Here is a 23,313-nt window from a genome sequence, read left to right on the forward strand (position 1 = left end):
TGTTTCGTCAACTTTTTTGATATATTTTTTATATAATGAGAATTTCCTTTTGACGGGCCATGAGAAAACGTAGAGTTACAGGTAGCTTTTCAAAAATATTCTTTGTATAATAAATGTAGATATTTTATAAAAGCACATAACATGGAGGATAAAGAAAGATGGCATTATTGGAAGTAAATTTTTTTTCAAAAGCACTGATGCGTCCGGTGACAATGAATGTGATCTTACCGGCAGATAAGGTATTTTTTGAAGAAGAAACAGAAGAGGATAATAAACCGTTTAAGACTTTATATTTGCTTCACGGAGTAATGGGAAACTATACAGACTGGGTAACGGGAACATGTATCAAGAGATGGGCGGAGGAGAAAAATCTGGCAGTTGTGATGCCATCCGGAGCAAATATGTTCTATATGGATCATCCGAATGTGAACGAAAATTATAGTGAATTTATTGGAAAAGAACTGGTGAAGATTACAAGAAAAATGTTTCCGTTATCTCATAAAAGAGAAGACACTTTTATTGCCGGATTATCTATGGGCGGTTATGGAGCAATCCGAAATGGTCTGAAATATCATGATACATTTGGATATATTGCCGGATTATCTTCGGCTATGATTTTGGAAAAAGCGAATGTAGCAGATGACAGTTCACCAATGTTTTTTGAGAAGAAAAGCTTTCTGGAAAGTGTATTTGGAGATTTGTCAAAAATTCAGGACTGCGAGATTAATCCAGAATGGATCGCTGGAAATATGAAAGAAGATGGAATTCCATTTCCGCATATGTATCTTGCCTGTGGGCTGGATGATCCTCTTCTTTCTCCGAACCGTAAATTCAGAGACACCATGCGTGAACTTGGTGTAGATGTGACCTATGAGGAAGGACCGGGAGCTCATGAGTGGGATTTCTGGAACCGCTATATTAAGAAAGTTTTGGAATGGCTTCCTCTTGACAAGGACAGCAAAGAGGGACTGAACAGTGGAAATGTAGGTTTATAGAAAAAAGAGGGGATTTACTGCAACCGTAGTTGGATAAAGCCCCAGAATGGATAAAGGGGGATATAAGAAATGAGCAAAGAACTCAGGTACAATGAGCCATGGATTCTACAGAGAGCAGATCCATATGTATATCGGCACACAGACGGAAATTATTATTTCACCGCATCTGTACCGGAATATGACCGTATTGTGCTAAGAAGAAGTAAAACTCTGGCGGGACTGAAAGGCGCAGAAGAAGTGACGGTCTGGGAAAAGCACAAAGAAGGAATTATGAGTGAACATATCTGGGCACCGGAACTTCATTATCTGGATGGAAAATGGTATATCTATTTTGCAGGCGGAGATAAAGATGATATCTGGGCAATTCGCCCATATGTGTTGGAATGCGCAGATGCAGATCCACTTACAGGAGCCTGGACAGAAAAGGGCAAAATGGGACGCGCTGATGAAGACGAATTTTCTTTTGAGGCTTTTTCTCTGGATGCAACTGTATTTGAAAATAAAGGAAAACATTACTATGTATGGGCTGAGAAAGTAGGTGTAGGAAAACAAATTTCCAATCTTTACATTGGCGAGATGGAGACACCGTATAAATTGAAAACAGTTCAGGTATTGCTTACTACACCGGATTATGACTGGGAAAGAGTTGGATTCTGGGTAAATGAAGGTCCGGCGGTAATTCATCATGATGGAAAAATCTATCTTACCTATTCTGCATCTGAAACAGGCATTGCATACTGTATGGGAATGCTGACAGCTGATGAAAATGCTGATCTCCTTGATCCAAAATCGTGGACTAAAGAACGCTGCCCGGTTCTTTGTACAGATGAATCAAAAGACATCTACGGTCCGGGACATAATTCCTTTACCGTAGATGAAGAAGGAAATCCTATTATGGTTTACCATGCAAGAACAGAAGCAGAGATAGTAGGTGATCCACTGTACAACCCGAATCGACATGCCATGCTGATGAAAATCCGTTGGGATGAAAAAACAGGAGCGCCGGTCTTTTCTTATGAGGCCCAATAGAATTAAAAATGAAGGGCTTAAATATTTCTGATAACTAATGAAAGTTTATCATTTGATCAAATGAGGCTGAAGCGTCTGTATGGTGTATTCATGCAGCGCTTCTTTTTTGCTCCTGTCAATCTGAAGATAGTGTGCATAAAGTACATCCAAAACCAGCAAAATCGGAAATTGCGGAGAAATAATATTTCCATATTCGAGATGCTCCATACTGGCGAAGATCAGTGTTTCATCGCAAAATTCCTGATAGGATTTGTCCTGTCTGGCGGTCATAAGGAGAGTGTAAGCTCCTCGCTGATGAGCGGCTGTTAAGGAAGAGATAATATCATCCGTCTGTCCGCTGACACTGATACCGATGACCAGACAGTTCTCATCCAGAATAACAGAATTCACCTTCATAATATGACTGTCTGTAACTGCTTCGATATTCAGTCCGATACGCATGAAACGAAGCTTCATCTCCTGAGCTACGAGACCGGAACTGCCTCTTCCGTAAACATAAACACGAGGTTTGGAAACCAGCAGATTTGTGATCCGTGTGATCTGCGCTTTGTCCAGCAGAGCGTTAGATTTATTCAGAAGTTCCTGATAAGTATTGAATTCCGATACTTCAAAATTCGGAATATTTTCTTCGGGACCTGGTGCCAGGTTCTGCTTATACTCATAAATAAATTCTCTGTATCCGTGAAATCCACATTTCTGGGCGAAACGTGAAAGTGAAGCTTCAGATACATAAAGAAGCCCGGAAATATTTCTGGAAGAAAAATCCTGCTCTTCAGTATTATGAATAAAGAAATCGGCGATTGTTCTTTCCAGCGGAGTGAATGTATGGTAATAAGATTCAATTAAAGGAATAATTTTATGTTTGTTTAATGACATATGGAATCCTTTCTGTATGGTGGAATTGCTATAGATTACTATAACATTGTAGAATTTGTTTCACAAGGAGAATGTAAATATTTTCATGAAAAATATAAACAAGGAAAGTAATTTCGGCAAGCTTTAAAAACCGAACTGCAAAATGGCTCAAAATAATAAAAAATGAAAGAAGATTCTAAAAACAATACATTCATTGAAAATAGAACCAACGGGAATTATAATGAGTTTATAACAAATCGGAAGTGTCAGATGACACGCAAAAAAGGAGAAAACTATGATTATTTATGTAGGTAAAGATTATCAGGACGTAAGCAGAAAAGCAGCTAATATCATGTCTGCCCAGATTATTATGAAACCAAACGCAGTTCTTGGACTGGCAACAGGCTCTACACCGGTCGGATTATATAAACAGCTTATCGAGTGGTACAACAAAGGTGACCTTGATTTCTCACAGATCACATCTGTAAACCTGGATGAGTATAAAGGACTTTCCGGTGACAACGACCAGAGCTACCGTTATTTCATGAACACAAACCTGTTCGATCATGTAAATATTGACAAAACAAGAACTTATGTGCCAAACGGACTGGAAGAAGACAGCGACAAAGCATGTGCAGATTATAATGAGATCATCCGCAGTGTAGGTGGAATTGATATCCAGCTTCTGGGAATCGGCGGAAACGGACATATTGGTTTCAATGAACCCGGAGAAGCTTTTGAGAAGGAAACTCATTGTGTAGACCTTACAGAAAGCACTATCAAGGCAAATGCAAGATTTTTTGAAAGTATGGATGAAGTTCCGAAACAGGCATACACCATGGGAATCAAGAACATTATGGCAGCAAAGAAAATTCTTCTTGTAGCAACAGGAAGTGCCAAGGCAGATGCTTTGTACAAATCTCTGTACGGACCGATCACACCGAATGTACCTGCATCTATCCTTCAGCTTCATCAGGATGTAACTGTAGTGGCAGATGAAGATGCTTTAAGTCTTATTAAAGAAAAAGGACTTTTATAATACCGGCTCTTGTGTGATAATAACAGTATCAGTGGAAAGAATTGCCTGACAGAGATAAAGTCAGGGAAATACTTAATAATTCACTTCAGCGAGAAAAGAGGCAAAAATCAGATGATTATAAAGAATGGAAAAGTTTTTCAGGAAGATGGCAGTTATAAAGTCACAGATCTGTATGTAGAGAACGGCAGAATTGTGGCTTCAGCAGATGAAGTAACCGACAAAACGCAACTGGATGCATCAGGACTGAAGATTCTGCCCGGACTGGTAGATATCCACAGCCATGGTGCAGTCAGACATGATTTCTCAGACGCAGATGTTGATGGGTTAAGAACAATCCTTCAATATGAAAAATCTCAGGGAATCACATCCTATTGCCCGACATCCATGACACTTCCGAAAGAGGAGCTGCTTAAGATTTTCCAGACTGCAAAAGATGTAGAACAGGATGAAACCTGTGCCCGTATTGTGGGTATCAATATGGAAGGGCCTTTCCTTGATCCTGCGAAAAAGGGAGCACATGTAGAAGGCTATATCCGTAAACCGGATATTGAATTTTTCAGAGCATGTAACGAAGCTGCGGGCGGAATGATCAAACTGGTAACTCTTGCACCGAATATGGAAGGCTCTGAGGAATTTATCAGAGAATTACATAATGAAGTGGTTATTTCTATCGGACATACAGCAGCAGATTATGGCTGCGCAGCAGAAGCGATGAAAGAGGGAGCACTTCATGTAACTCATCTTTATAATGCCATGAACTCTATGGGACACAGAGAACCCGGTGTGATCGGTGCAGCAGCAGATAATCAGGACTGTATGGTAGAGATGATCGGTGATGGGATCCACATCCATCCTGTAACTGTACGCAATACCTTTCGTTTATTTGGAGACAGCAGAGTCGTCCTTATCAGTGACTCCATGATGGCAACAGGTATGGAGAACGGACTGTATGAACTGGGCGGACAGGAAGTGACCATGAAAGACAGAAAGGCAACTCTGGCAGACGGAACGATCGCCGGTTCTGCAACCTGCCTTTTTGATTGTATGAAGTGTGTTATTTCCATGGGTGTACCGGAAAGAGAAGCGATTCTGGCAGCAACAGCAAATCCGGCGAGAAGTATTGGGATTTATAATGAAGTGGGTTCCCTTACTCCCGGAAAACGGGCAGATATTGTGTTGACAGACGAAGAGTTGAATATTGTAAAAGTATTATAGAAACTGAATTTGAAAATAATAATAATTTTTAAATATTAATCACTATGAAAATAATTTTCTTTATGGTATAATGAGCCTATAAATAAAAGCTACATCAAAAGCGTATGAAACCGATCATAGCTACATAAAGAAAAGGGGAAAAAACATGACCAAAAAAGAAATTCTGGATGCGATCCATGGAAAGATGATCATTTCCTGTCAGGCTGTAGAAGGTGAACCATTATATGTAGAGGAGAAATCCATTATGTATTTAATGGCCCGTGCCGCAAAACAGGCAGGCACACCAGCGATCCGTACCAGTAGCATCCGTGATGTCATTGCGATCAAAGAAGAAACAGGACTTCCTGTTATCGGTCTGGTGAAGATCCAGTATCCTGGATATGAAGGATATATCACACCTACCATGAAAGAAGTTGATGACCTGGTAGCAGCAGGTTCAGATGTTGTGGCACTGGACTGCACTCTTCGTAAACGTGGGGATGGAACAACTGTCAATGAGTTTATCGCACAGATCAAAGAGAAATATCCGGACATTATCCTGATGGCTGATATTTCCAATTATGAAGAAGGTATCAATGCATGGAAATGCGGCGTAGATATCGTTGGAACAACTATGAGCGGTTATACGGATTATACATCCAAAAAGGATGGGCCGGATTATGAACTGATGGAAAGACTTGCAAAAGATACAGATATTCCGGTTATCGGAGAAGGCAAGATCCACTATCCGGATCAAGCTGTAAAAGCACTTCAGACAGGTGCATGGGCAATCGTGGTTGGAGGAGCGATCACACGTCCGCTGGAGATTGCACAGAGATTCCAGAATGCTATTAAAAATAGCAAATAAGTAAGAGTATATTTAAAGTTAGTACTAAAGGGGATATAACAGCTAAACTCTAAAGATATCGGTTATGTCCCCTTATTTTTATGTTATAAAGAGTTATCCCTTTTTATGTGTTTTGTTTTTGATTGGCAATAAGCATTTGAACTATTTCAGGGTGCTCTACCAATGATTCTGCCTGCTCTTTTTCCCATTTTTGTATTTCTTCATTTGATATGTCTATTATTTCATAGCTATATCTTGTATCAACAAATGGTGCTAACTCCTTATAAATTGAATGAAGTTGTTGATATCCCTCACCTAATCCTAAATATGAAACATCAGAAAAATCAAACTGCAATAGGAAATCATTCGGTTTCGGTAATATTCGTAATAATTCAGACAACTGGATTTCTGAAATAATATGTATTACTTTAGTGTCGCAATAGGAAAAACTTGGGTAAGCGATGAATAATCCACCGGTTTTTCAGTATCCAAAATTTATGAGATAATCCCTCTAAGGAGTGGTATCTCTATAACTTTTTCAGTTTTTTGCACTTAGGACCATTTCACTTCAGTTCTTCTGGTACCTGTGCTAATCTCACTCCAAATAAAAAACAGGAGTTGAATTTTTATGCCTAAAAAAAATCCAAGACGTACAGATAAAGAATGGTTGGATCTGATCCAGGAATGCCGGTCCAGTGGTCTTTCTGATAAATGCTGGTGTCAGGAACATCATATCCATACAAGCAACTTTTATTACCAGATACGAAGACTTCGACAAAAAGCCTGTGAGATACCGGAACCAGTCCATTCTTCTTTCTCAGGAAAACAGGAAGTTGTACCGCTTTCTTTTGAGGAACCGGCAGTCTGCCCATCCTCAGTGCAGCTCAAAACGGATACCATTCCAGACTCTGTTATAAAGATCACTTATCACAGTTTCCAGATTGAGATCACCAACGCAGCAGACCGTGAGACCATATTTCATACGTTATCAGCGCTGCAGGATTTATGTTAGGTGATCTGTCCGGTGTGTCTAAGATCTTCGTTATCACCGGACGTACAGATATGCGAAAAAGTTTCGACGGGCTTATGGCTATCATACGCGATACTTATGAACTCGATCCGTATGCAAATGCAGTTTATCTTTTCTGCGGAAGGGATAGCCGGAAACTTAAGGCACTCCATTTTGATAAGGATGGTTTTGTGCTGCTCCAGAAAAGGCTTGACGGAAACGGCAGGTTCCAGTGGCCGCGGAATGCTTCGGAAGCCCGTCTTTTGACGCGTCAGGAATTCCGGTGGCTTATGGAAGGTCTTTCCATCGATCAGCCCAAAGCAATCAAAGGCACAGGCAGAAAAAAAGATTTCTAATCCTTTGTGCAAAACAGAGAATTTTAAATTTTCTATATCCGTGACAGCAGGCAGCTGCCAGACACTTATCCACTGCTTTCTTTTTTCCTTTCGAATGCGATGTGGATGAGACTCAAAAAAACATCTGTTTTAAAACAGCAGGTGGATATCTTTCCTAAAAGAATGAGCATACAGGCATATCTTTCATTTTTTTAGGAAAGATATCCACAACTGAGGTACCGTCAGATTGACAGTACCATCTGTCCCGTCTGTTTGCCATATCCCCGTACTTCTTTTATAATAGGGATAAGAAAACAAAGGACGGAAATGCCATGCCTCATGATACAGAAGATATGATCCAGCTTTTATTAAGCACGAATAAAGAACAGGAACAGACCATTGTGGATCTCAGAGCTACCATAAAAGAGCTCCGCAGCACTATTGCGAACCTGAACGAGACGATAGATGAACTGAAAAGGAAGATCTTTGGAACATCCAGCGAAAAGACCAGGCGTCCTGATCAGGAGGAAGGGATCCAGGAGGAAGAAACGGTGACCGTTGTAAAAGAACATACACGGACCAGAAGAAAAAAGTCTGTTCGTGCAGATCTGTATGAGGCCCTTCCCATAAAAGAGATCTCCTGCGATGTTCCCCCGGAAGAAAGGATCTGTCCGGACTGTGGTTCCCCGATGGAACACCTGGGGTATAAGTTTGTCCGGGAAGAACTGCGTATCACTCCGGCAAAAGTGGTAAGGGTCCATTACATGCAGGAAACCCTTATGTGTCCTGTATGTCGGCAGGAGGATGAAACAACGATCGTAGAGGCAAAAACACCGACACCGCTTCTTGCCCATAGTCCCGCATCGCCGGATATGGTGGCAATGGTCATGTACCAGAAAAGCTTTCTGCACCTTCCCTTTTACCGTCAGTCAAAAGACTGGATGGAAAAAGGGGTGCCTGTCCCAAGAGAAACTGCAGCGCGCTGGTACAATTACTGTTCATTGGAATATCTCTCTCCAGTCTATGAAGTAATGCATCAGGAACTGCTGGCAAGAGAGATCCTCCATGCAGACGAGGTACCCTGTCAGGTGCTTCATGAAGAGGGAAAAACTGCCACTTCAAAATCCTATATGTGGATCTACCTGAGCGGGACTGATGGAAAACCACCGATCATCCTGTATGATTACAGACCCGGACGGAGCGGGGATTATCCGATAGAATTTCTCCATGGTTTCACTGGGATGCTCCAGTGTGATGGGTATAGTGCATACGGCAGGATCGAAGATGTTGTCCTGGTCTGCTGTCTTGCCCACTGCAGGCGTAAGTTCTTTGAAGCAGTCCCAAAAGCACGTCAGAAAAAGCTGAAACTTCTGGACATTAATTCTGAACAGGAACTTGCAGAACCTCCGCAGGGAACTGCAGAAGACAGTTCCCTGCTCCCTGCCGAAAAAGGAGTTGCATTCTGTAACCGTCTTTTCTATATGGAACGTCTCTACAAAGAACTTCCACAGGAAAAACGAAAACAGAAACGCCAGGAAACAGAACCTGCCATCTGGAATGAATTCTGGACATGGTTGGAAACCCTGGAGCCTGCTGGCGGGAGTAAGCTTGAAAAAGCGGTAAACTATGCCTTTAATCATAAAGAGACCCTTATGAATTATCTGCTGGATGGAAGATGCGAGATCTCTAATAATGCAGCGGAACGTCGGGCAAAAACCTATGTGACGGGGCGTAAAAACTTTCTGTTTCATGATACTGCTGATGGAGCAACGGCAAGTGCTATTGTATTGAGTCTCATAGAAACAGCGAAAGCCAATAACCTGAACATCTATCATTATCTCTACACCTTGCTGCTGTATATGCCGGACTATAAAAATGAGCCCGCAGGCATAAAACAGCTGCTGCCATGGAGTGACTTTATAAAAGAAAGATGTACAGGGATCATAGATATCGAAAAAGTAAGACCTGAAGAACGTGGGAACCTGAATATTTAAAGTTCCCTGAAAGTCGTGACCGGGTGATTATTCATCGCTTACAAACTTGGAGTACCAGATATTTCTTTGCAAGTATTTAGAATTAAGTTCCTATAATTGTCACAATCTTTCAATAAATCAAAAGAATATGGTGTTGTGCCGTTTTCAACTTCATTTTTGAAAGACTTCTGCTTACATAAAATAATATTATTCTTGAAATGGAGATTATCCATATCTTCGGGATTTCCAGTGTGAAATAGTTTTTCTTGTATTGCTGCGTATTTTATCATTGCAAGGAGTTCACTAATGTACAGATATAGATTTACTAATTGGGGTGCAATAATTTCTTTAACTTTCTTTTCTTGTTTTATAACAGGAAGATAATCTACCATATAGTAAAACATTAAGCTTGTCACATACGCAGAAGTAAAAATATTGCTCATTTGAGCTACGTTATCCCAAAAGTTGCTCTTAGGAGAGTCAAAAATATATGATATTATTGCAGGTGGTTCAAAAATATATGGAATGGATGAATTTTTTATCAACAAGATAATGCTAATAAAAAAGATAGCAGACAATATTTTATGGCGTTTGTAAAAGGTCATAGTCAATCCCCCCTTTTTTCTTTTTCTGGCTTGTACCATTCGGTCAAAACAGATTCTACCTGTGCGATTAGCTTCTTCTTATTGGAAATATAAGAAACATAGTGCAAAAAGATATTGTTGGACAGATCGCCGAGAGCATATTCAGCAGCTATACTGTCTTTAATTCTCTGTATTCTTAGTATAACAAAAACAGCATCAGAAATCGAATTAAAGGAACATAATCTTTAAGGAAAATAAAAGCGGGTCTTTCTCTTGTTTTTTGTGCACTTTTATAAAGAGTAGATGCTCCAGACAGAGAAAAACAACAGGATGCAGCTGTTTTCTCTGTAACCAGATAATACCAAAGGGAGATAACAGTAAAACTGTCAGGTTAACTGTTATCTCCCTTTATTTCCATGTTACTGAAAACAAAAAAACCTCTGAACAGACTATAGCAACTTATTTGTAATTGCGTGGGCTGTTGCAGAACGGGCAGCAGAACAGGTATCGGGATTCTTGCTGCAATATCCGTAAAATAAACAGTCTATCAAAAACAATTGCCCGACTTTAGCTGCAACTGAACCGGATTGCAGAGGACTCTCATTATAACCACATTGTAATACTACTGAGGCAAATTCAGCTCCTGCAGATTTTGGAAAATGTGTAATAAGAATTACAGGAACATGGCGCTTGGAAGCAATCTGCAAGGTGTCACACATGTCTTTGGTAGAACCTGAATAAGAGAAGAAAAGGATTGCATCTTTTGAATCAGCCATTGCAATTGCACTGGCCTGCATGTGGGAATCACAGATATGTACAAAATTAGGAGAAGCTGTAGAAAAACGAGCCCATGCTTCCATTGCCATGATCATACTTCCTCCCTGACCGAAACAATATATACGGCGAGAAGACGAAAGGATTGATATTGCCTTAGACATTTCTTCTTCATCATAAAGCGCATAACTTTCATTTAAAGAAAGAAGATTGGCTGCGTGTACTTTCGCACATATAGTAGAAATAGAATCTTCAGAAGATACGGGTTCAGCGGAATTACTGGAATCACCAAGATCGGTGGTACGGTCTGCCTGGGCTAAAGCCAGTTTAAAAGCATTATATCCGGAAAGGCCTAATCCGCGGCAAAAACGGGTTATGGTAGCTTCGGATACCTTGCAGTTTTCTGCTAAGGAAGTAATAGAAAGATATTGAGTTTCTGTGGTATGAGAAAATACATAATCTGCCAGTTTTTTTCCGGATTTGGTAAGAGAATGATATTGTTCGGTAATGGAATCAAGAATACTGTCTGCCATGCTAAAACCTCCATCAAAGTGTAAAAATAATGTCATGAATTGCTCTGGTGTTTTGTAAATATGGATGAAACTGGCAATTCCTGTATTGAAAAATATTATAAGACAAGATTTAATTGTATGCAAGAAGATATTTTCATTATATTTATGAATGAAAAGAATTTTATTATATTTATTATAAAATATATAATTTATATTTGGAAAACTAATTTGTATTGTGCAAATATACCTAAAATAAAAAATATTTTCATATATAAATTATATTGAAAATATTTTTTATAAATGCTATAGTTTTTGTACAATAAATAAATGAGATACAAAAAGGATTGGTACAATAATAGGAGGAAAAAAGAATGAAGACAAAAAAATTAGTAGCGATATTTTTAACAGCAGTAATGGCAGCGTCTGCAATGAATGTAACAGCATTTGCCGGACAAGCTTCCGATTCAACTGAAAGCTTGAAAATTGTTATGAAGCCAGGTGATTTGACTGCGAATGGAAGCCGTATTGATACTCCTTGGCTTAATCGGTCTATGGGAAATAATCTTATGTTTAGGGCTTTGTTTATTGCAACTAATAGTGATTTGACAGAAGTTAAAGGTGATCTTGCGGAAGATTATAATGTAAGTGAAGATGGACTTACATATACAATTACTTTAAAGGATGGACTTTCCTGGTCTGATGGCGAAGCCTTAACAGTAGATGATGTACAGTGGTCTATTGAAACTGCGTTAAAGGCAGCAAAAATTAATTCTATTTATACTGCAGCATTTGCAAACATTGATTCTATGGAAACAGATGGAAACACAATAACAATTAAAATGAAGACACCGTATGCTACAATGTTGGATGTACTTGCGCAGTTTGCAATTTTACCAAAACATTGTCTGGAAAATACTGATCCATTAAATATGGAGGCTGATGATTATTGGAAAAAGCCTGTTACATCTGGAATGTTTGTCTTAGACGAACTTAATACAGGAAATTATTATACATTGAAATATAATGATAAATATGAAGGAACAGAACCTAAAATTAAAAATGTTACTTGTTATTATGTAAATGACTATTTAACGGCCGCACAGGATGGAAAAGCAGATTTTATTGTTGATACAGATCCGGCTTTAGAGGAAGCACTTAATGGAATGGATAACTTTACTGCATACAGTATTGATTCCCTTTTCTATAAATATCTTATCTTTAATATGAAAGGTACGGATGGAAAAGAAAATGAAGCTATGCAAAATGTAGAAGTTAGAAAGGCATTAATTGAAGCGATTGATAGAGCAACGCTTGCAACTCTTTATCCAAATGCATCAGTATTGAATAGTGGTGTACCAAACGACAATGATGCTTATAATGGTTTTGAATATACATTTGATGCTGATAAGGCAAAAGCTGATCTGGAAGCTTCAGGATATGACATGGGCAGAACATTAAAAATCTGTTATTACAATAATGATCAGACATCTGTTGATTTGATTAATACAATTGTTTATTATATTGAACAGACTGGACTCAAAGTAGAGGCGACTTTGTCAAGTGATGGAACAACTGATTTATTTACTACAAGGGATTATGATATTGGATTTAAAGGCAAGGGTGCTTTTTCTATTAATGAATGGTATACAGAGTACATGAGCACAGATGGTCTGTTTTCTAATATCTTTGGCGGTGATACAGATTTTGATGAACCAATTGCCAAACTTACAACAGCTACTTCCGCTGAAGAAACAAAGACAGCACTGGAAAATCTAGAAACACTGGAGCAGGAAAAAGTATATAAAATTCCGTTGTTTACGGTCGGTACATATGCGTTTGTAAGTGATAAAGTGACACTTCCTGAAGGAGTAGAATTCTGTAATCCTTTATATATGAATGATATAGACTTTACAGATTGGGAAATGAATGAATAAATAAAATATGAGGATGGCTTTTACGGCACAGAGTTTCGTTGGAAAAGTCATTGATATATCATATGAGGTAATTGATATGTTTAAATATATTATAAAAAAGATACTTATGATGATTCCAATGTTACTTGTAATAAGCTTCCTTATTTATTATGGGATGCGTGCTTCTGGAGTAGATCCGATAAATTTTATGGTCACTCCGGAGACATTATCCCAGAATTCCGGAAATGTAGAAGCTTTACGTGAATCATTGGGTTTGAATGATCCGCTTATTGTACAGTATGTCAGATGGCTTGGTGATATTTTGCATGGAAATCTGGGATATTCATTTGATGGAACACCTGTAGTTACCATACTTAAAACACGTTTACCATATACATTTGAACTTGCAGGCTATTCGCTTGTTTTATCGGCCATTCTTGGAATTGGAATTGGGATTATATCAGCAGTGAGACAGAATGGAATTGTTGACTATGTGGGAAGAATACTGGCTGTACTTGGACAGGCAATTCCACAATGTCTTGTTGGAATTATTTTAATTGAAATTTTTTCGATAAAATTAGGATGGTTTCCATCAGGAAATCGAATGAATCCAGATGCTGTTAATAAATATTTAGATGCATTTCAGCATTTATTTCTTCCAGTATTAACACTTACAATTGGTATGGTGGCGGTACTTATGAGATATGCGAGAAATACAATGTTGGATGTTCTGAATAGTGATTATATCAAAACCGCACGCTCTAAAGGAATACCAGAGTGGAAAGTATATATTAAACACGGATTTAGAAATGCTATGCGTCCGGTATTGGTTGTACTGGTATTCCGTATTCCTATGTTAGTTGGAGGTTCTGTTGTTATTGAGAGTGTATTTTCATATCCAGGAATTGGAGTAACACTTACAAATTCTATTGTATCAGGAGACTATCCAACTGTATTAATAATAAGTTTGATTATTGCGGCTGCAATGCTGGTATGTTCATTTTTGGTGGATGTATTAAATGCATTACTTGATCCACGAGTAAGACTTGGAGAATAGTAAGGAGGCAGATGATGAGTAATTCTTCGACAAGTATTAAAGAACAAAATAAGAATATGGCTTTCACATTGTTTAGGCGTAATATTCGTAAATTTGAGCAAAATAAATTAGCGGTTTTTGGGTTGATTATCATAGTGATTGTTACGGGAGCATGTATAATTGGAAAACTTACAGGGATTGATTATGCAACGCCTGTGCTGCCAGAAATGAAAAAACCACCAAGTGCAGAACATTGGTTTGGAACAGATACTATGGGAAGAGATTTGTTTGCCAGAGTATTGGTAGGAGGATGTTATTCTATTTTTATAGGTGTTTTTTGTTCTGTTATGAGCGCAATAGTAGGAGCGGGTCTTGGCGCATTGGCAGGCTACTTTGGCGGAAAAATTGATGCAGTTCTGGTACGAATATCTGAGTTATTTCAGACCTTTCCTCAGACGGTATTAATTATGATGCTGGTAGCCATTATCAAACAGAGAGGTATGCAGAATCTGATTTTTATTTTTATTGTAACTGGATGGATGACAACTTTTCGTATGGTGAGAAACGAATATATATCTTTAAAACAGGAAACATATGTAAAGGTTTGTGAAGCATTTGGAATCAGTAAAAGTAATATTATGTTTAAACAGATTCTTCCTAATGTAAAAAGTCCAATTATTGTTTCTATTACAACAAATGTAGCTGCATTCATTTTGTCAGAAGCGGGAATCTCTTTTATTGGTTTGGGAATTGCAGACAGTACACCTACTTGGGGAAATATTTTAAATATTGCAAAAGCAGCATCCGTGGTAACAAATCAGTGGTGGATATGGTTATTCCCAGGATTGGCAATCAGTTTATTTTCACTTGCAATTAACTTTCTCGGAGATGGTCTGAGAGATGTTATGGATGCAAAACAACAATAAGGAGTGAGAACTGTGGATACACGAGAAATTATACTTAATGTAGAAAATCTGAATACAACATTTATATCAGATAAAAAGAAAATCCATATTGTAAAGGATGTCTCATTCCAGGTAAAAAGAGGAAAGACTTTAGCTGTGGTTGGAGAATCTGGTTGCGGAAAAAGTGTGACTATGAATTCAGTAATGCGATTTCTTGGTCGAAACGCAATTGTTGAGGCAAAAAGTATTCAATACAATGCATTGAAAAATGGTGAAGTGAAAGAGTATCATCTGGAACAGGTAAAAAATAAAGATATCAATGGTTCGATGATGAGAGAATTGCGTGGGCCGGATATGGCAATGGTTTTTCAGGATCCAATGTCAAGTCTGAATCCGGTTTACAAAGTTGGAAATCAGGTTGCAGAAGGATTTTTACAGCATAACAGGGGAATGACCAAAAAACAAGCTCGTGAAAAAGTATTAGAGATGTTCAGAAAGCTGGGAATTCCTGATCCGGAAGAACGAATTGACTGTTATCCACATCAGTTTTCCGGTGGAATGAAGCAGCGAGTTGTTATTGCGATTGCAATGATCTGTAATCCGGATTTGATTATCTGTGATGAGCCAACTACTGCGCTGGATGTAACTATTCAGGCTCAGATTATGGAACTGTTGAAAGAACTTCAGGTAAAAGAGGGAAAATCAATTGTTCTGATTACTCATAACATGGGACTTGTAGCTGAGATGGCAGATGAGGTCTGTGTTATGTACATGGGAAGAGTTGTAGAGTTCGGAAAACTGGAGGACATTTTTGATAATACCTGTCATCCATATACAAGAGCACTGTTAAGAAGTGTTCCTGTTTTGGGTATGCCAGAGGGACAGAAACTGGAGACAATTCCGGGATCAACACCGAATCCGGCTGATCTGAAAGAAGGCTGTGAATTTGCAGACCGTTGCTCGGAATGTACCGAAAAATGTAGAAAAGGTACGATTCCAAACTATGAAGTGAGTCCGGGACATTATGTACGTTGTGTACGTTTCGATTCTTATCCGGAGGTAAAAAGATGACTGATGACAGAGAAGTAATTTTAAAAGTTGAGAATTTAAGAACATGGTTTCCGGTTAAAAAAGGAACATTCAAAAAAGTTGTAGACCATGTTAAAGCGGTAGATGACGTCAGTCTGGAAATATACAAGGGTGAGACATTGGGAATCGTTGGAGAGTCAGGATGTGGTAAATCTACTTTTGGGAAGTCAATTATGAGACTGGAGCAGATTACAGACGGTAAAGTAATATTTAATTACGATGGTCAGTTTAAAGATGTTGCTCAGTTTGATAAAAAAGAAATGTTTGAATTCAGAAAAAAGGTACAGATGGTTTTTCAGGATCCTTATTCAGCGTTGAATCCGCAGAAAACCATTTATACTTCATTTGAAGAACCATTAAAGACACATGGATATACTTCCGTAGAAGAACGGGAAGCAATCATGCAGAGGGTACTGAAACTGGTAAATATTCCAACAGATTATCTGATGAGATATCCGCATGAGTTTTCTGGTGGACAGAGACAGCGCCTCTGTATTGCGAGAGCGCTGGAAGTAATGCCGGAAGTTCTGATCTGTGATGAACCGGTATCTGCACTGGATGTTTCCATTCAGGCACAGGTACTCAACCTGATGAAAGATATTCAGAAAGAAATGAATCTGACATATTTATTCATTGCACATGATCTGTCTGTTGTTCAGTATATGTCTGACCGTGTTATGGTTATGTATCTTGGAAGTATTGTTGAGGTGGCAGATTCAAGAACTCTTTATGAAGAAACTCTTCATCCATACACAAAAGCATTGTTATCTGCGATTCCGATTGCTGATATTCATGTTAAGAAGAAACGGCAGATTCTGGAGGGTGAAGTTCCCAGTCCGATACATAAACCGACAGGATGTCCGTTCCATAACCGTTGTCCACAGTGTATGGAAATTTGTAAGAAAGAAAGACCTGTGCTTGCAGAAAAGGGAAAAAATGGACATATGGTTGCATGTCATCTATATGATGGTAAATAATAAATGTATGACAGGAGAGAACTAAGAAAATGATCTATACTGATTTGGAAAATCTGAAACACTATCAGGGAATCAACAAAAACTTAGACACTGCAATTCGATATCTTATTGAGAAGGGAACAGAAAATCTGGTTCCAGGACGCAATGATGTAGACGGAGACAATGTATTTGTCAATGAGTTCAGCTATATGACGATTCCGGAATCTGAGGCTATATTTGAAGCGCATTTTGATTATGCGGATGTGCATATGGTATTATCCGGCAGCGAGTACATTGGGGTAACAGATATCAAAAAGCTGGAAGTAACAAAAACGGATAAAGAAAATGATTGCATTTTGGGAAATGGAAAGGTGGAAAATATGCTACTTATGACACCGGGAAAAGTTTTAATTGTACTCCCGGAAGATGCGCACATGGTAAAAGTTCAGAATGGAACAGCCGTGGAAGCAAAAAAAGCCGTCATGAAAATTAAAGTTAATTAAGCTATATAGGAAGAGGATAACAAAAAATGAGAGATACAACAAAATATCAGGGAATTATTCCTGCATTTTATGCATGCTACGATGAAGAAGGAAATATCAGCACTAAAGGCGTAGAAGATTTAACACATTATCTTGTGAAAAAAGGTGTAAAAGGCGTTTATGTGGGTGGTTCATCAGGCGAATGTATTTATCAGAGTGTAGAAGAAAGAAAAATTGTACTCGAACATGTTGTGAAAGCTGCAGAGGGAAAACTTACTATTATTGCTCATGTAGCATGTAATAATACAAAAGACAGTAAAGTGCTGGCAGCGCATGCAGAAAGTCTTGGTGTGGATGCGATTGCAGCAATTCCTCCGATTTATTTTCATTTACCAGAATATGCGATTGCAGAATATTGGAATGATATTTCATCAGCAGCACCAAATACAGATTTTGTAATTTATAATATTCCTCAGCTTGCAGGAGTTGCGTTGACAATGCCGTTATTCCATAAAATGCTTGAAAATCCGAATGTAGCTGCAGTCAAAAACAGTTCAATGCCAGTTCAGGATATTCAGATGTTTAAAATGGACGGTGGGGAAGGATTTACAGTGTTTAATGGACCAGATGAGCAATTAGTGAGTGGTCTTGCCATGGGAGCTGATGGTGGAATTGGTGGTACATATGGTGTTATGCCGGAACTGTTCCTTAAAATTTTCAAATTAACTAAACAGGGAGAAATCAAAAAAGCTCAGGAAATCCAGTATGCAGCAGATGCTATTATTTATAAGATGTGCAGCGGGCATGGAAGTATGTATGGAATTATCAAAGCTATTCTTCGCAAGAGAGAAGGACTGGAAATTGGTGGAGTAAGAAAACCAATGCCGGCACTGGTCGAGTCAGATATGGCGATTGCCGATGAATGTGCTAAAATGATTGATGAAGCAGTTAAGAAATACTGCTAAAAAGGAGGTATAATGAATCAGTATTTATTTCTTGTTCGTTCGGTGTTGAATCCACAGGCGATGGAGAATGTACAGCTTTTGGTTGAAAAGGCTGTGAAAGATACAGAAAATAATCCTATGTTCACAGAAGATAAGCCATGGGAAGTGCGTATAGATAATGGCTATCCTAATGTCATCTATGATCCGGAAGAAAAAATATATAAATGTTTTTATACACTGATTATTGAAGATAAAGACAGTTGGATGGTTTCAAGAGAAGAGAGAGCTTCCAGAAATTATAATCCAAGACCGGACAGAGTAACTGGTTTTGCCTATGCAGAGAGTAAGGATGGTATTCATTGGGAAAAACCAAATCTTCATCGTGTATCATGGAATGGAAACTCAGATAACAATTTACTTTTTAAATATGCGCATGGAACAGGTGTTATGCTGGATTTGCATGAGACGGATCCCGGACGCAGATATAAAATGGTAACAAAGATTGATTATCCGATAGAAGAACAGCATATGGCTGTTTCTTATTCACCAAATGGTATTGACTGGGAGAAACCTACTCCATGGCCGAAATATAATCCCCCGGCTGATAGTCATAATCTTCCTTTCTGGAATGAAAAAGAGAATTGTTACATGCTTCTTTCCAGAATCTGGCGTGATGGGGTCCGTATTACTACAATCAGCAGAAGTGATGACTTTTTGAACTGGAGTAAACCACAGGAATGCATCAGAGGTCAGGGATTTGAAAATCAGATTTATGCGATGCCTGCATTTAAATGGGGAAACTGCTATATAGGTCTGGCTTCCATGTTTCACGAAGGTGACAGAGATGCAGAAAATTTTGATACGGTAGACCTGGAATTAACTTATGCAGAAGATCCTTTGAAATTTGATTTTGTTGCAGTTGGGCAGCATGTCATTGACCGTGGAAATGGAAAGTATCCGGATGGAGAATTTGACTGTGGATGTATTTATGCATCACCGGCTGTTTTTTCACCAGACGGAGATATGTGGATTTACTATATGGGAGGAAATGGACAACATACAAATTTCCGTGAAAGTTCTTTGGGAAGAGCAAAATGGAAGAAAGATAAATTTGCTGCATTAACTCCGAGAAAGAATGAAAAAGACAGTGTTATTGCAACAAGCCGTATGTGTGTATTAGGAAATACGCTGGAACTTCTGGCTGACCATATGGAAGGGGTTGCTGATGCAGATCTGGAAGTAGAAGTTGCACCGAACTGGTCTGAACTTGCAATTGAAGGATTTAGTTTCTCAGACAGTAAAGTGACTGAGAATGGAGATAAGCTTAAGATTGAATTTACAGGACACAGTCTGGAAGAATTAAAAGATCAGAAAGTTGTCTTTAAAATCCGTTTTAAAGGATATAAATTATGGGCAATTAACGGTGATATAAAAGCTGCTGAACACAGATTGTTTGAAGGACTTATTTAATCAATTGTAAACAGTTAGTTTTCTATCTCTTAAATGAATGTATGTAAAAAAGCAAAGGACGAAAGCGTACCTTTGCTTTTTTATTGATAAAGCTGCGATTTTTGGGTTTTGGATTATTTGCCAATCTTAAATAATTTTTGACATTCTTACAGAGGCGTGATACTATAATCATAGAAGAAGTGTCACTTGAGAGGTTAGTTTGAAAAGGATATAACTGATAAATGTCGCTTCTTTATATTGTATGAGGGATAACAGTTCAAGGATTCGAATATATATAGCTCTGTTAGTAAATGGTTTATTTATAAGCAGATGTTGTTATATTGGAAAGCGGGGGAAAGTATATGGCAGATATTTACAAATTTGTAAAAAAGTCAAATAATAGTCGTCCTTTATATACTAGTTATGAATTAAGCAAGAATGTAAAGGATAAAAGAATTGGCGAAGGAATCAGCGAGGCTGAATTTGCATCTAAATATGGCATTACCATGGAGCTATTACAAAGAATTGAAGAAGGTAATAGCAGTTTCTCGCCTAAGTTATATAGAGTATGTGGTAAGATATTGGGATTGTCAACGGAAGAACTGCTGTCAGAAATAAATGATGATATGGCGGCTGCAAATTTCAGATCAGATGCGAATGACAGTAATGTTCAGGGGACGTTTGATTTGGCTAATATGTTGTTTAATGAAATTATCATGCAAAAAAAAATCGGAATAAACTGATAAGGCGGTGTTTTTTTGAAAAAATTAAGTGAAGAAGAAAAAACAAAGCTGTATGAAGAGGTTCACCCAATTGCTCTTGAGTATAGAGAATCTTTTATTCATAAAGATGAAGTAATAAAAGATACTTTTAAAACAATAGAGCAGTTGGGTTTTTTGCTTATCAGATTTCCTGCAATTGGTGAAAATACTTCTTTAAGTGGCTTTACGATATATAAAGCCCCTTATAATTGTATTTATATTAACAGCAGGCAAAATCTTGGCAGACAATATTTGTCATGCTGGCATGAATGTTACCATATTCATACTGGCGAGGGAAATGGAATAAGTTACACAGAAAATCTTATGGAGGATCCAATTGAATATAAGGCAAATGCTTTTGCGAGTGTTATTTTAATGCCGGATAATTTAGTAAAAAGATATATTGCTCTACATAATATTTCTTTACAATACTTAAGACATGAAGATATTATTCGGATGCAAAATTATTTTAATGTGGGATATTCTGCTATGTTATCAAGAATTATACAATTGTATCCTGCATATAAAAAAAATTTACAAAATAGATATGCTATAGCCAGAAATACAGAAAACCAGCGAAAATTATTGGAAGAAAAAACAAAGGCGGTTCATGGAAATCTACAATTAATACATGCTACTAATGATATTTATATTCCAGACTCTTTTTATAATGATATTACTTTTAATTTGGATAAAAAGAGAATATCTAAAGAAAAGGCTTTTGAATTATTAAAAGTCGTTGATGGATTGAATAATGATTTATAAGGGCGAAGAATTATCAAATTATCCAATCTGCGATACTGATATTTGGGTAGATGTTATTCTTGCAAAATTGGATGATGAATTAATAGGAAAATATGAAAAAATTGTAGTGGCTGATGTTGTAGAAAAAGAAATATTGAATTTTGGCAAAAATCCATATTTCAAAGTTATCGCTGAAAAATATGAAGTACTTAAGAAGAATGAAAAAATTGTTGTAATTGAGCATAGTGACATAGAGGAAGAAGACAAAAGATTTCTGGAAAAACAGTTGGTTGAATGTGATGACAGATTCAAAACAGGATTAGAAGATTCACCACATGAAAAACATAAAGGAGAAATTGTCTCTGCGATTTATGCTGAATATTTTGAATGTCCATTTTTGAAAAGCAACGACGGAGCATTTCATGAAGGTAACATGGGACGTGTAGCATTTCCTGATCTGGTGGTCAAAAACAGAGAAGATATGTTGAGAGACTTGACAGATGAACGATGCAGACATGAGTACAGACAGGCGATTATTGATAACAGAGCTTTTATGAATGAAGGAAGCAGAATATATGAAGAAGAGAAAAATACAATAGTTACTGAAGTACAAGTTCAGAATTTATTATTGAAATTAAGAGGAATGCATTAAAATGTGAAAAAGCCGGAAAGAAATCCATATAAACGGATTTCTTTTCGGCTTTTTTATAAAATGGTTTTTCTAGTATCCGAATAAGTTTTTTACAGTTTCTGAGAAGCGAGATAATAAGCCCCTAGAAGCCCGGCAGAATTTCCAAGTTCTGCGCTGGAAATCTGTACATGTGCAAAGCTGGACATAACCATCTGTGGGATTCGTGCGTGAATCTGTTCCAGAATGTAAGGCTGAACCATAATACCACCGCCGAGAACTACGCAGGAAGGATTAAAAATATGGATTAGGGTTGCAAGACCAAGTACGATCTCATCAATCCATTTGTTTACAACTTCTTTGATTTCCGGGCGTTCCAGATTTGCAAAAATCTGACGGCCGTTGATAAGAGACGGGTCTACAGCGGAAATCATTTTTACCAGAGCAGTAGCGGAAGCATAACGTTCATAACATCCGTCAAACGGGTCTGTGCCGGAGAGTTTTTCTTCTGCGTGGGTAATGATGGCACCAAATTCTCCTGCCGAGAAGGAAGAACCGTGGTAAACCTGTTTGTTTTCAATAATGGCACCACCGACACCAGTCCCGTACGTAAGGCAGAGAAAAGAATTTTTTCCTTTTCCTGCACCGAAAACAGCTTCTCCGAGAGCTGCGCTGTTAACATCGTTTTCTACTGCAACAGGAACATGAAAGAGTTTTTGGAGAATTTTTTTAAATTGTGTGCCTGTGTAATCAGGGATGTTGCTGTTGGCATAAATAATAGAACCTTCATCAGGATTGACCTGTCCGGCAGTACTGATACCGATGGCATCAAAAGGGAGATACTGTTCAGAAAGACGGCAGATAGTATTCAAAATGTGAGTACCGCCCCTGAAGGCCTCGGTTGGGTATTCTTTGGTTTCTTCGAGATGTCCGTTCTTGCAGATTCCGTATTTGATCGCGGTACCGCCAATGTCGAAGACTAAAATTTTCATAAGTGGCTCCTTTCTTTTTATAGAATTCCATAAAATAATGCAATTATTACAACTTGTCGGATTATGAAGGACAGGGAAGATATCTGCAAGATATGCCGACGTACAGCGAAGACACCTGACGCAGGATTTCATACTCTGATGGGCTGAATTAAGATGCATTGTTTTAGAGGATTGTGATAAAATCAGTATAGCATACATGGGATATAAAATCATTATAAAATGAAAAAAAATTTCATAATATAACAACAAATAAAATTTATAACAAATT

24 protein-coding genes are annotated in these 23,313 nt (G+C 38.0%); 19 read left to right on the top strand and 5 right to left on the bottom strand.

Annotated features, from left to right (window positions below; translation table 11 throughout):
• Nucleotides 1–158: 158 nt before the first annotated feature.
• Both AC075L_RS08580 and AC075L_RS08585 read left to right on the top strand, forming a co-directional pair.
• Nucleotides 159–995 carry an alpha/beta hydrolase gene (locus AC075L_RS08580; protein WP_055053328.1) on the top strand — a complete coding sequence of 279 codons (837 nt, stop codon included), beginning with the start codon at nt 159–161 and terminating at the stop codon, nt 993–995.
• 69 nt (nt 996–1,064) lie between these two features.
• Nucleotides 1,065–2,024 (top strand): glycoside hydrolase family 43 protein, encoded by a 960-nt coding sequence (locus AC075L_RS08585; RefSeq protein WP_055053329.1) that lies wholly within the window; start codon nt 1,065–1,067, stop codon nt 2,022–2,024.
• Nucleotides 2,025–2,072: 48 nt separating this feature from the next.
• On the opposite strand, the gene AC075L_RS08590 is transcribed toward AC075L_RS08585, so the two are convergent.
• Nucleotides 2,073–2,900, bottom strand: coding sequence for a MurR/RpiR family transcriptional regulator (locus AC075L_RS08590; protein WP_476387540.1), 828 nt, complete (start codon nt 2,898–2,900; stop codon nt 2,073–2,075).
• A gap of 274 nt (nt 2,901–3,174) precedes the next feature.
• Here AC075L_RS08590 and nagB point away from each other — a divergent pair, with 274 nt between their 5' ends.
• The 3 genes from nagB to AC075L_RS08605 all read left to right on the top strand — a co-directional run bounded on the left by nagB (nt 3,175) and on the right by AC075L_RS08605 (nt 5,980).
• The gene (nagB, locus tag AC075L_RS08595) at nt 3,175–3,918 is read left to right on the top strand and encodes a glucosamine-6-phosphate deaminase (RefSeq protein WP_173704611.1); all 744 of its coding nucleotides are present in this window, start codon (nt 3,175–3,177) and stop codon (nt 3,916–3,918) included.
• Between the two features lie 111 nt (nt 3,919–4,029).
• A complete protein-coding gene (nagA, locus tag AC075L_RS08600) occupies nt 4,030–5,133 on the top strand; it encodes an N-acetylglucosamine-6-phosphate deacetylase (RefSeq protein WP_270434452.1) in 1,104 nt (367 codons plus the stop codon).
• Nucleotides 5,134–5,278: 145 nt separating this feature from the next.
• Nucleotides 5,279–5,980: an N-acetylmannosamine-6-phosphate 2-epimerase gene (locus tag AC075L_RS08605; protein ID WP_055060141.1), complete on the top strand. Its 702-nt coding sequence runs from the start codon at nt 5,279–5,281 to the stop codon at nt 5,978–5,980.
• A 103-nt stretch (nt 5,981–6,083) separates the two neighbouring features.
• Here the strand turns inward: AC075L_RS08605 and AC075L_RS08610 are convergent, their stop codons facing one another.
• The gene (locus AC075L_RS08610; RefSeq protein WP_476387541.1) at nt 6,084–6,359 is read right to left on the bottom strand and encodes a hypothetical protein; all 276 of its coding nucleotides are present in this window, start codon (nt 6,357–6,359) and stop codon (nt 6,084–6,086) included.
• 228 nt (nt 6,360–6,587) lie between these two features.
• On the opposite strand from AC075L_RS08610, the gene tnpA reads away from it, so the two are divergent.
• The 3 genes from tnpA (at nt 6,588) to tnpC (ending at nt 9,297) form a co-directional block, all read left to right on the top strand.
• Nucleotides 6,588–6,971 (top strand): IS66 family insertion sequence element accessory protein TnpA, encoded by a 384-nt coding sequence (tnpA, locus tag AC075L_RS08615; RefSeq protein ID WP_055056074.1) that lies wholly within the window; start codon nt 6,588–6,590, stop codon nt 6,969–6,971.
• Nucleotides 6,965–7,324, top strand: a complete 360-nt coding sequence (gene tnpB / locus AC075L_RS08620; protein ID WP_081019426.1) for an IS66 family insertion sequence element accessory protein TnpB — start codon at nt 6,965–6,967, stop codon at nt 7,322–7,324. The genes tnpA and tnpB overlap by 7 nt, the downstream gene beginning before the upstream one ends.
• A gap of 311 nt (nt 7,325–7,635) precedes the next feature.
• Entirely contained in the window at nt 7,636–9,297 is a 1,662-nt protein-coding gene (gene tnpC, locus AC075L_RS08625) for an IS66 family transposase (RefSeq protein ID WP_173745147.1), read from the top strand.
• Nucleotides 9,298–9,335: 38 nt separating this feature from the next.
• On the opposite strand, the gene AC075L_RS08630 is transcribed toward tnpC, so the two are convergent.
• Both AC075L_RS08630 and AC075L_RS08635 read right to left on the bottom strand, forming a co-directional pair.
• Complete coding sequence (locus AC075L_RS08630; protein ID WP_476387542.1) at nt 9,336–9,881, bottom strand: hypothetical protein; 546 nt, start codon at nt 9,879–9,881, stop codon at nt 9,336–9,338.
• 428 nt (nt 9,882–10,309) lie between these two features.
• Entirely contained in the window at nt 10,310–11,167 is an 858-nt protein-coding gene (locus AC075L_RS08635) for a MurR/RpiR family transcriptional regulator (RefSeq protein ID WP_055060637.1), read from the bottom strand.
• 350 nt (nt 11,168–11,517) lie between these two features.
• Here AC075L_RS08635 and AC075L_RS08640 point away from each other — a divergent pair, with 350 nt between their 5' ends.
• The 11 genes from AC075L_RS08640 (at nt 11,518) to AC075L_RS08690 (ending at nt 22,077) form a co-directional block, all read left to right on the top strand.
• Nucleotides 11,518–13,080: an ABC transporter substrate-binding protein gene (locus AC075L_RS08640; RefSeq protein ID WP_081019015.1), complete on the top strand. Its 1,563-nt coding sequence runs from the start codon at nt 11,518–11,520 to the stop codon at nt 13,078–13,080.
• A 13-nt stretch (nt 13,081–13,093) separates the two neighbouring features.
• Nucleotides 13,094–14,116: an ABC transporter permease gene (locus tag AC075L_RS08645; RefSeq protein WP_243874979.1), complete on the top strand. Its 1,023-nt coding sequence runs from the start codon at nt 13,094–13,096 to the stop codon at nt 14,114–14,116.
• Nucleotides 14,117–14,127: 11 nt separating this feature from the next.
• Nucleotides 14,128–15,021, top strand: coding sequence for an ABC transporter permease (locus tag AC075L_RS08650; protein WP_226852837.1), 894 nt, complete (start codon nt 14,128–14,130; stop codon nt 15,019–15,021).
• Nucleotides 15,022–15,033: 12 nt separating this feature from the next.
• Nucleotides 15,034–16,071 (top strand): ABC transporter ATP-binding protein, encoded by a 1,038-nt coding sequence (locus AC075L_RS08655; RefSeq protein ID WP_173701067.1) that lies wholly within the window; start codon nt 15,034–15,036, stop codon nt 16,069–16,071.
• Entirely contained in the window at nt 16,068–17,066 is a 999-nt protein-coding gene (locus tag AC075L_RS08660) for an ABC transporter ATP-binding protein (protein ID WP_055060634.1), read from the top strand. Before AC075L_RS08655 ends, AC075L_RS08660 begins: the two co-directional genes overlap by 4 nt.
• A gap of 29 nt (nt 17,067–17,095) precedes the next feature.
• Complete coding sequence (locus tag AC075L_RS08665; RefSeq protein WP_055060633.1) at nt 17,096–17,548, top strand: NanQ anomerase/TabA/YiaL family protein; 453 nt, start codon at nt 17,096–17,098, stop codon at nt 17,546–17,548.
• 26 nt (nt 17,549–17,574) lie between these two features.
• The gene (locus AC075L_RS08670) at nt 17,575–18,492 is read left to right on the top strand and encodes a dihydrodipicolinate synthase family protein (RefSeq protein WP_055060632.1); all 918 of its coding nucleotides are present in this window, start codon (nt 17,575–17,577) and stop codon (nt 18,490–18,492) included.
• A 12-nt stretch (nt 18,493–18,504) separates the two neighbouring features.
• Nucleotides 18,505–19,941: a hypothetical protein gene (locus tag AC075L_RS08675; protein ID WP_055060631.1), complete on the top strand. Its 1,437-nt coding sequence runs from the start codon at nt 18,505–18,507 to the stop codon at nt 19,939–19,941.
• Between the two features lie 341 nt (nt 19,942–20,282).
• Nucleotides 20,283–20,663: a helix-turn-helix domain-containing protein gene (locus AC075L_RS08680; protein ID WP_055060630.1), complete on the top strand. Its 381-nt coding sequence runs from the start codon at nt 20,283–20,285 to the stop codon at nt 20,661–20,663.
• A gap of 15 nt (nt 20,664–20,678) precedes the next feature.
• Nucleotides 20,679–21,446, top strand: a complete 768-nt coding sequence (locus AC075L_RS08685; protein ID WP_055060629.1) for an ImmA/IrrE family metallo-endopeptidase — start codon at nt 20,679–20,681, stop codon at nt 21,444–21,446.
• Nucleotides 21,436–22,077: a hypothetical protein gene (locus AC075L_RS08690; RefSeq protein ID WP_055060628.1), complete on the top strand. Its 642-nt coding sequence runs from the start codon at nt 21,436–21,438 to the stop codon at nt 22,075–22,077. Before AC075L_RS08685 ends, AC075L_RS08690 begins: the two co-directional genes overlap by 11 nt.
• An 89-nt stretch (nt 22,078–22,166) precedes the next feature.
• On the opposite strand, the gene AC075L_RS08695 is transcribed toward AC075L_RS08690, so the two are convergent.
• On the bottom strand, nt 22,167–23,045 hold the full coding sequence (locus AC075L_RS08695; RefSeq protein WP_055060627.1) for an ROK family protein: 879 nt from the start codon (nt 23,043–23,045) through the stop codon (nt 22,167–22,169).
• Between the last annotated feature and the right edge of the window lie 268 nt (nt 23,046–23,313).

The sequence above is a fragment of the Blautia sp. ZXY-1-B12 genome, from assembly GCF_056339915.1.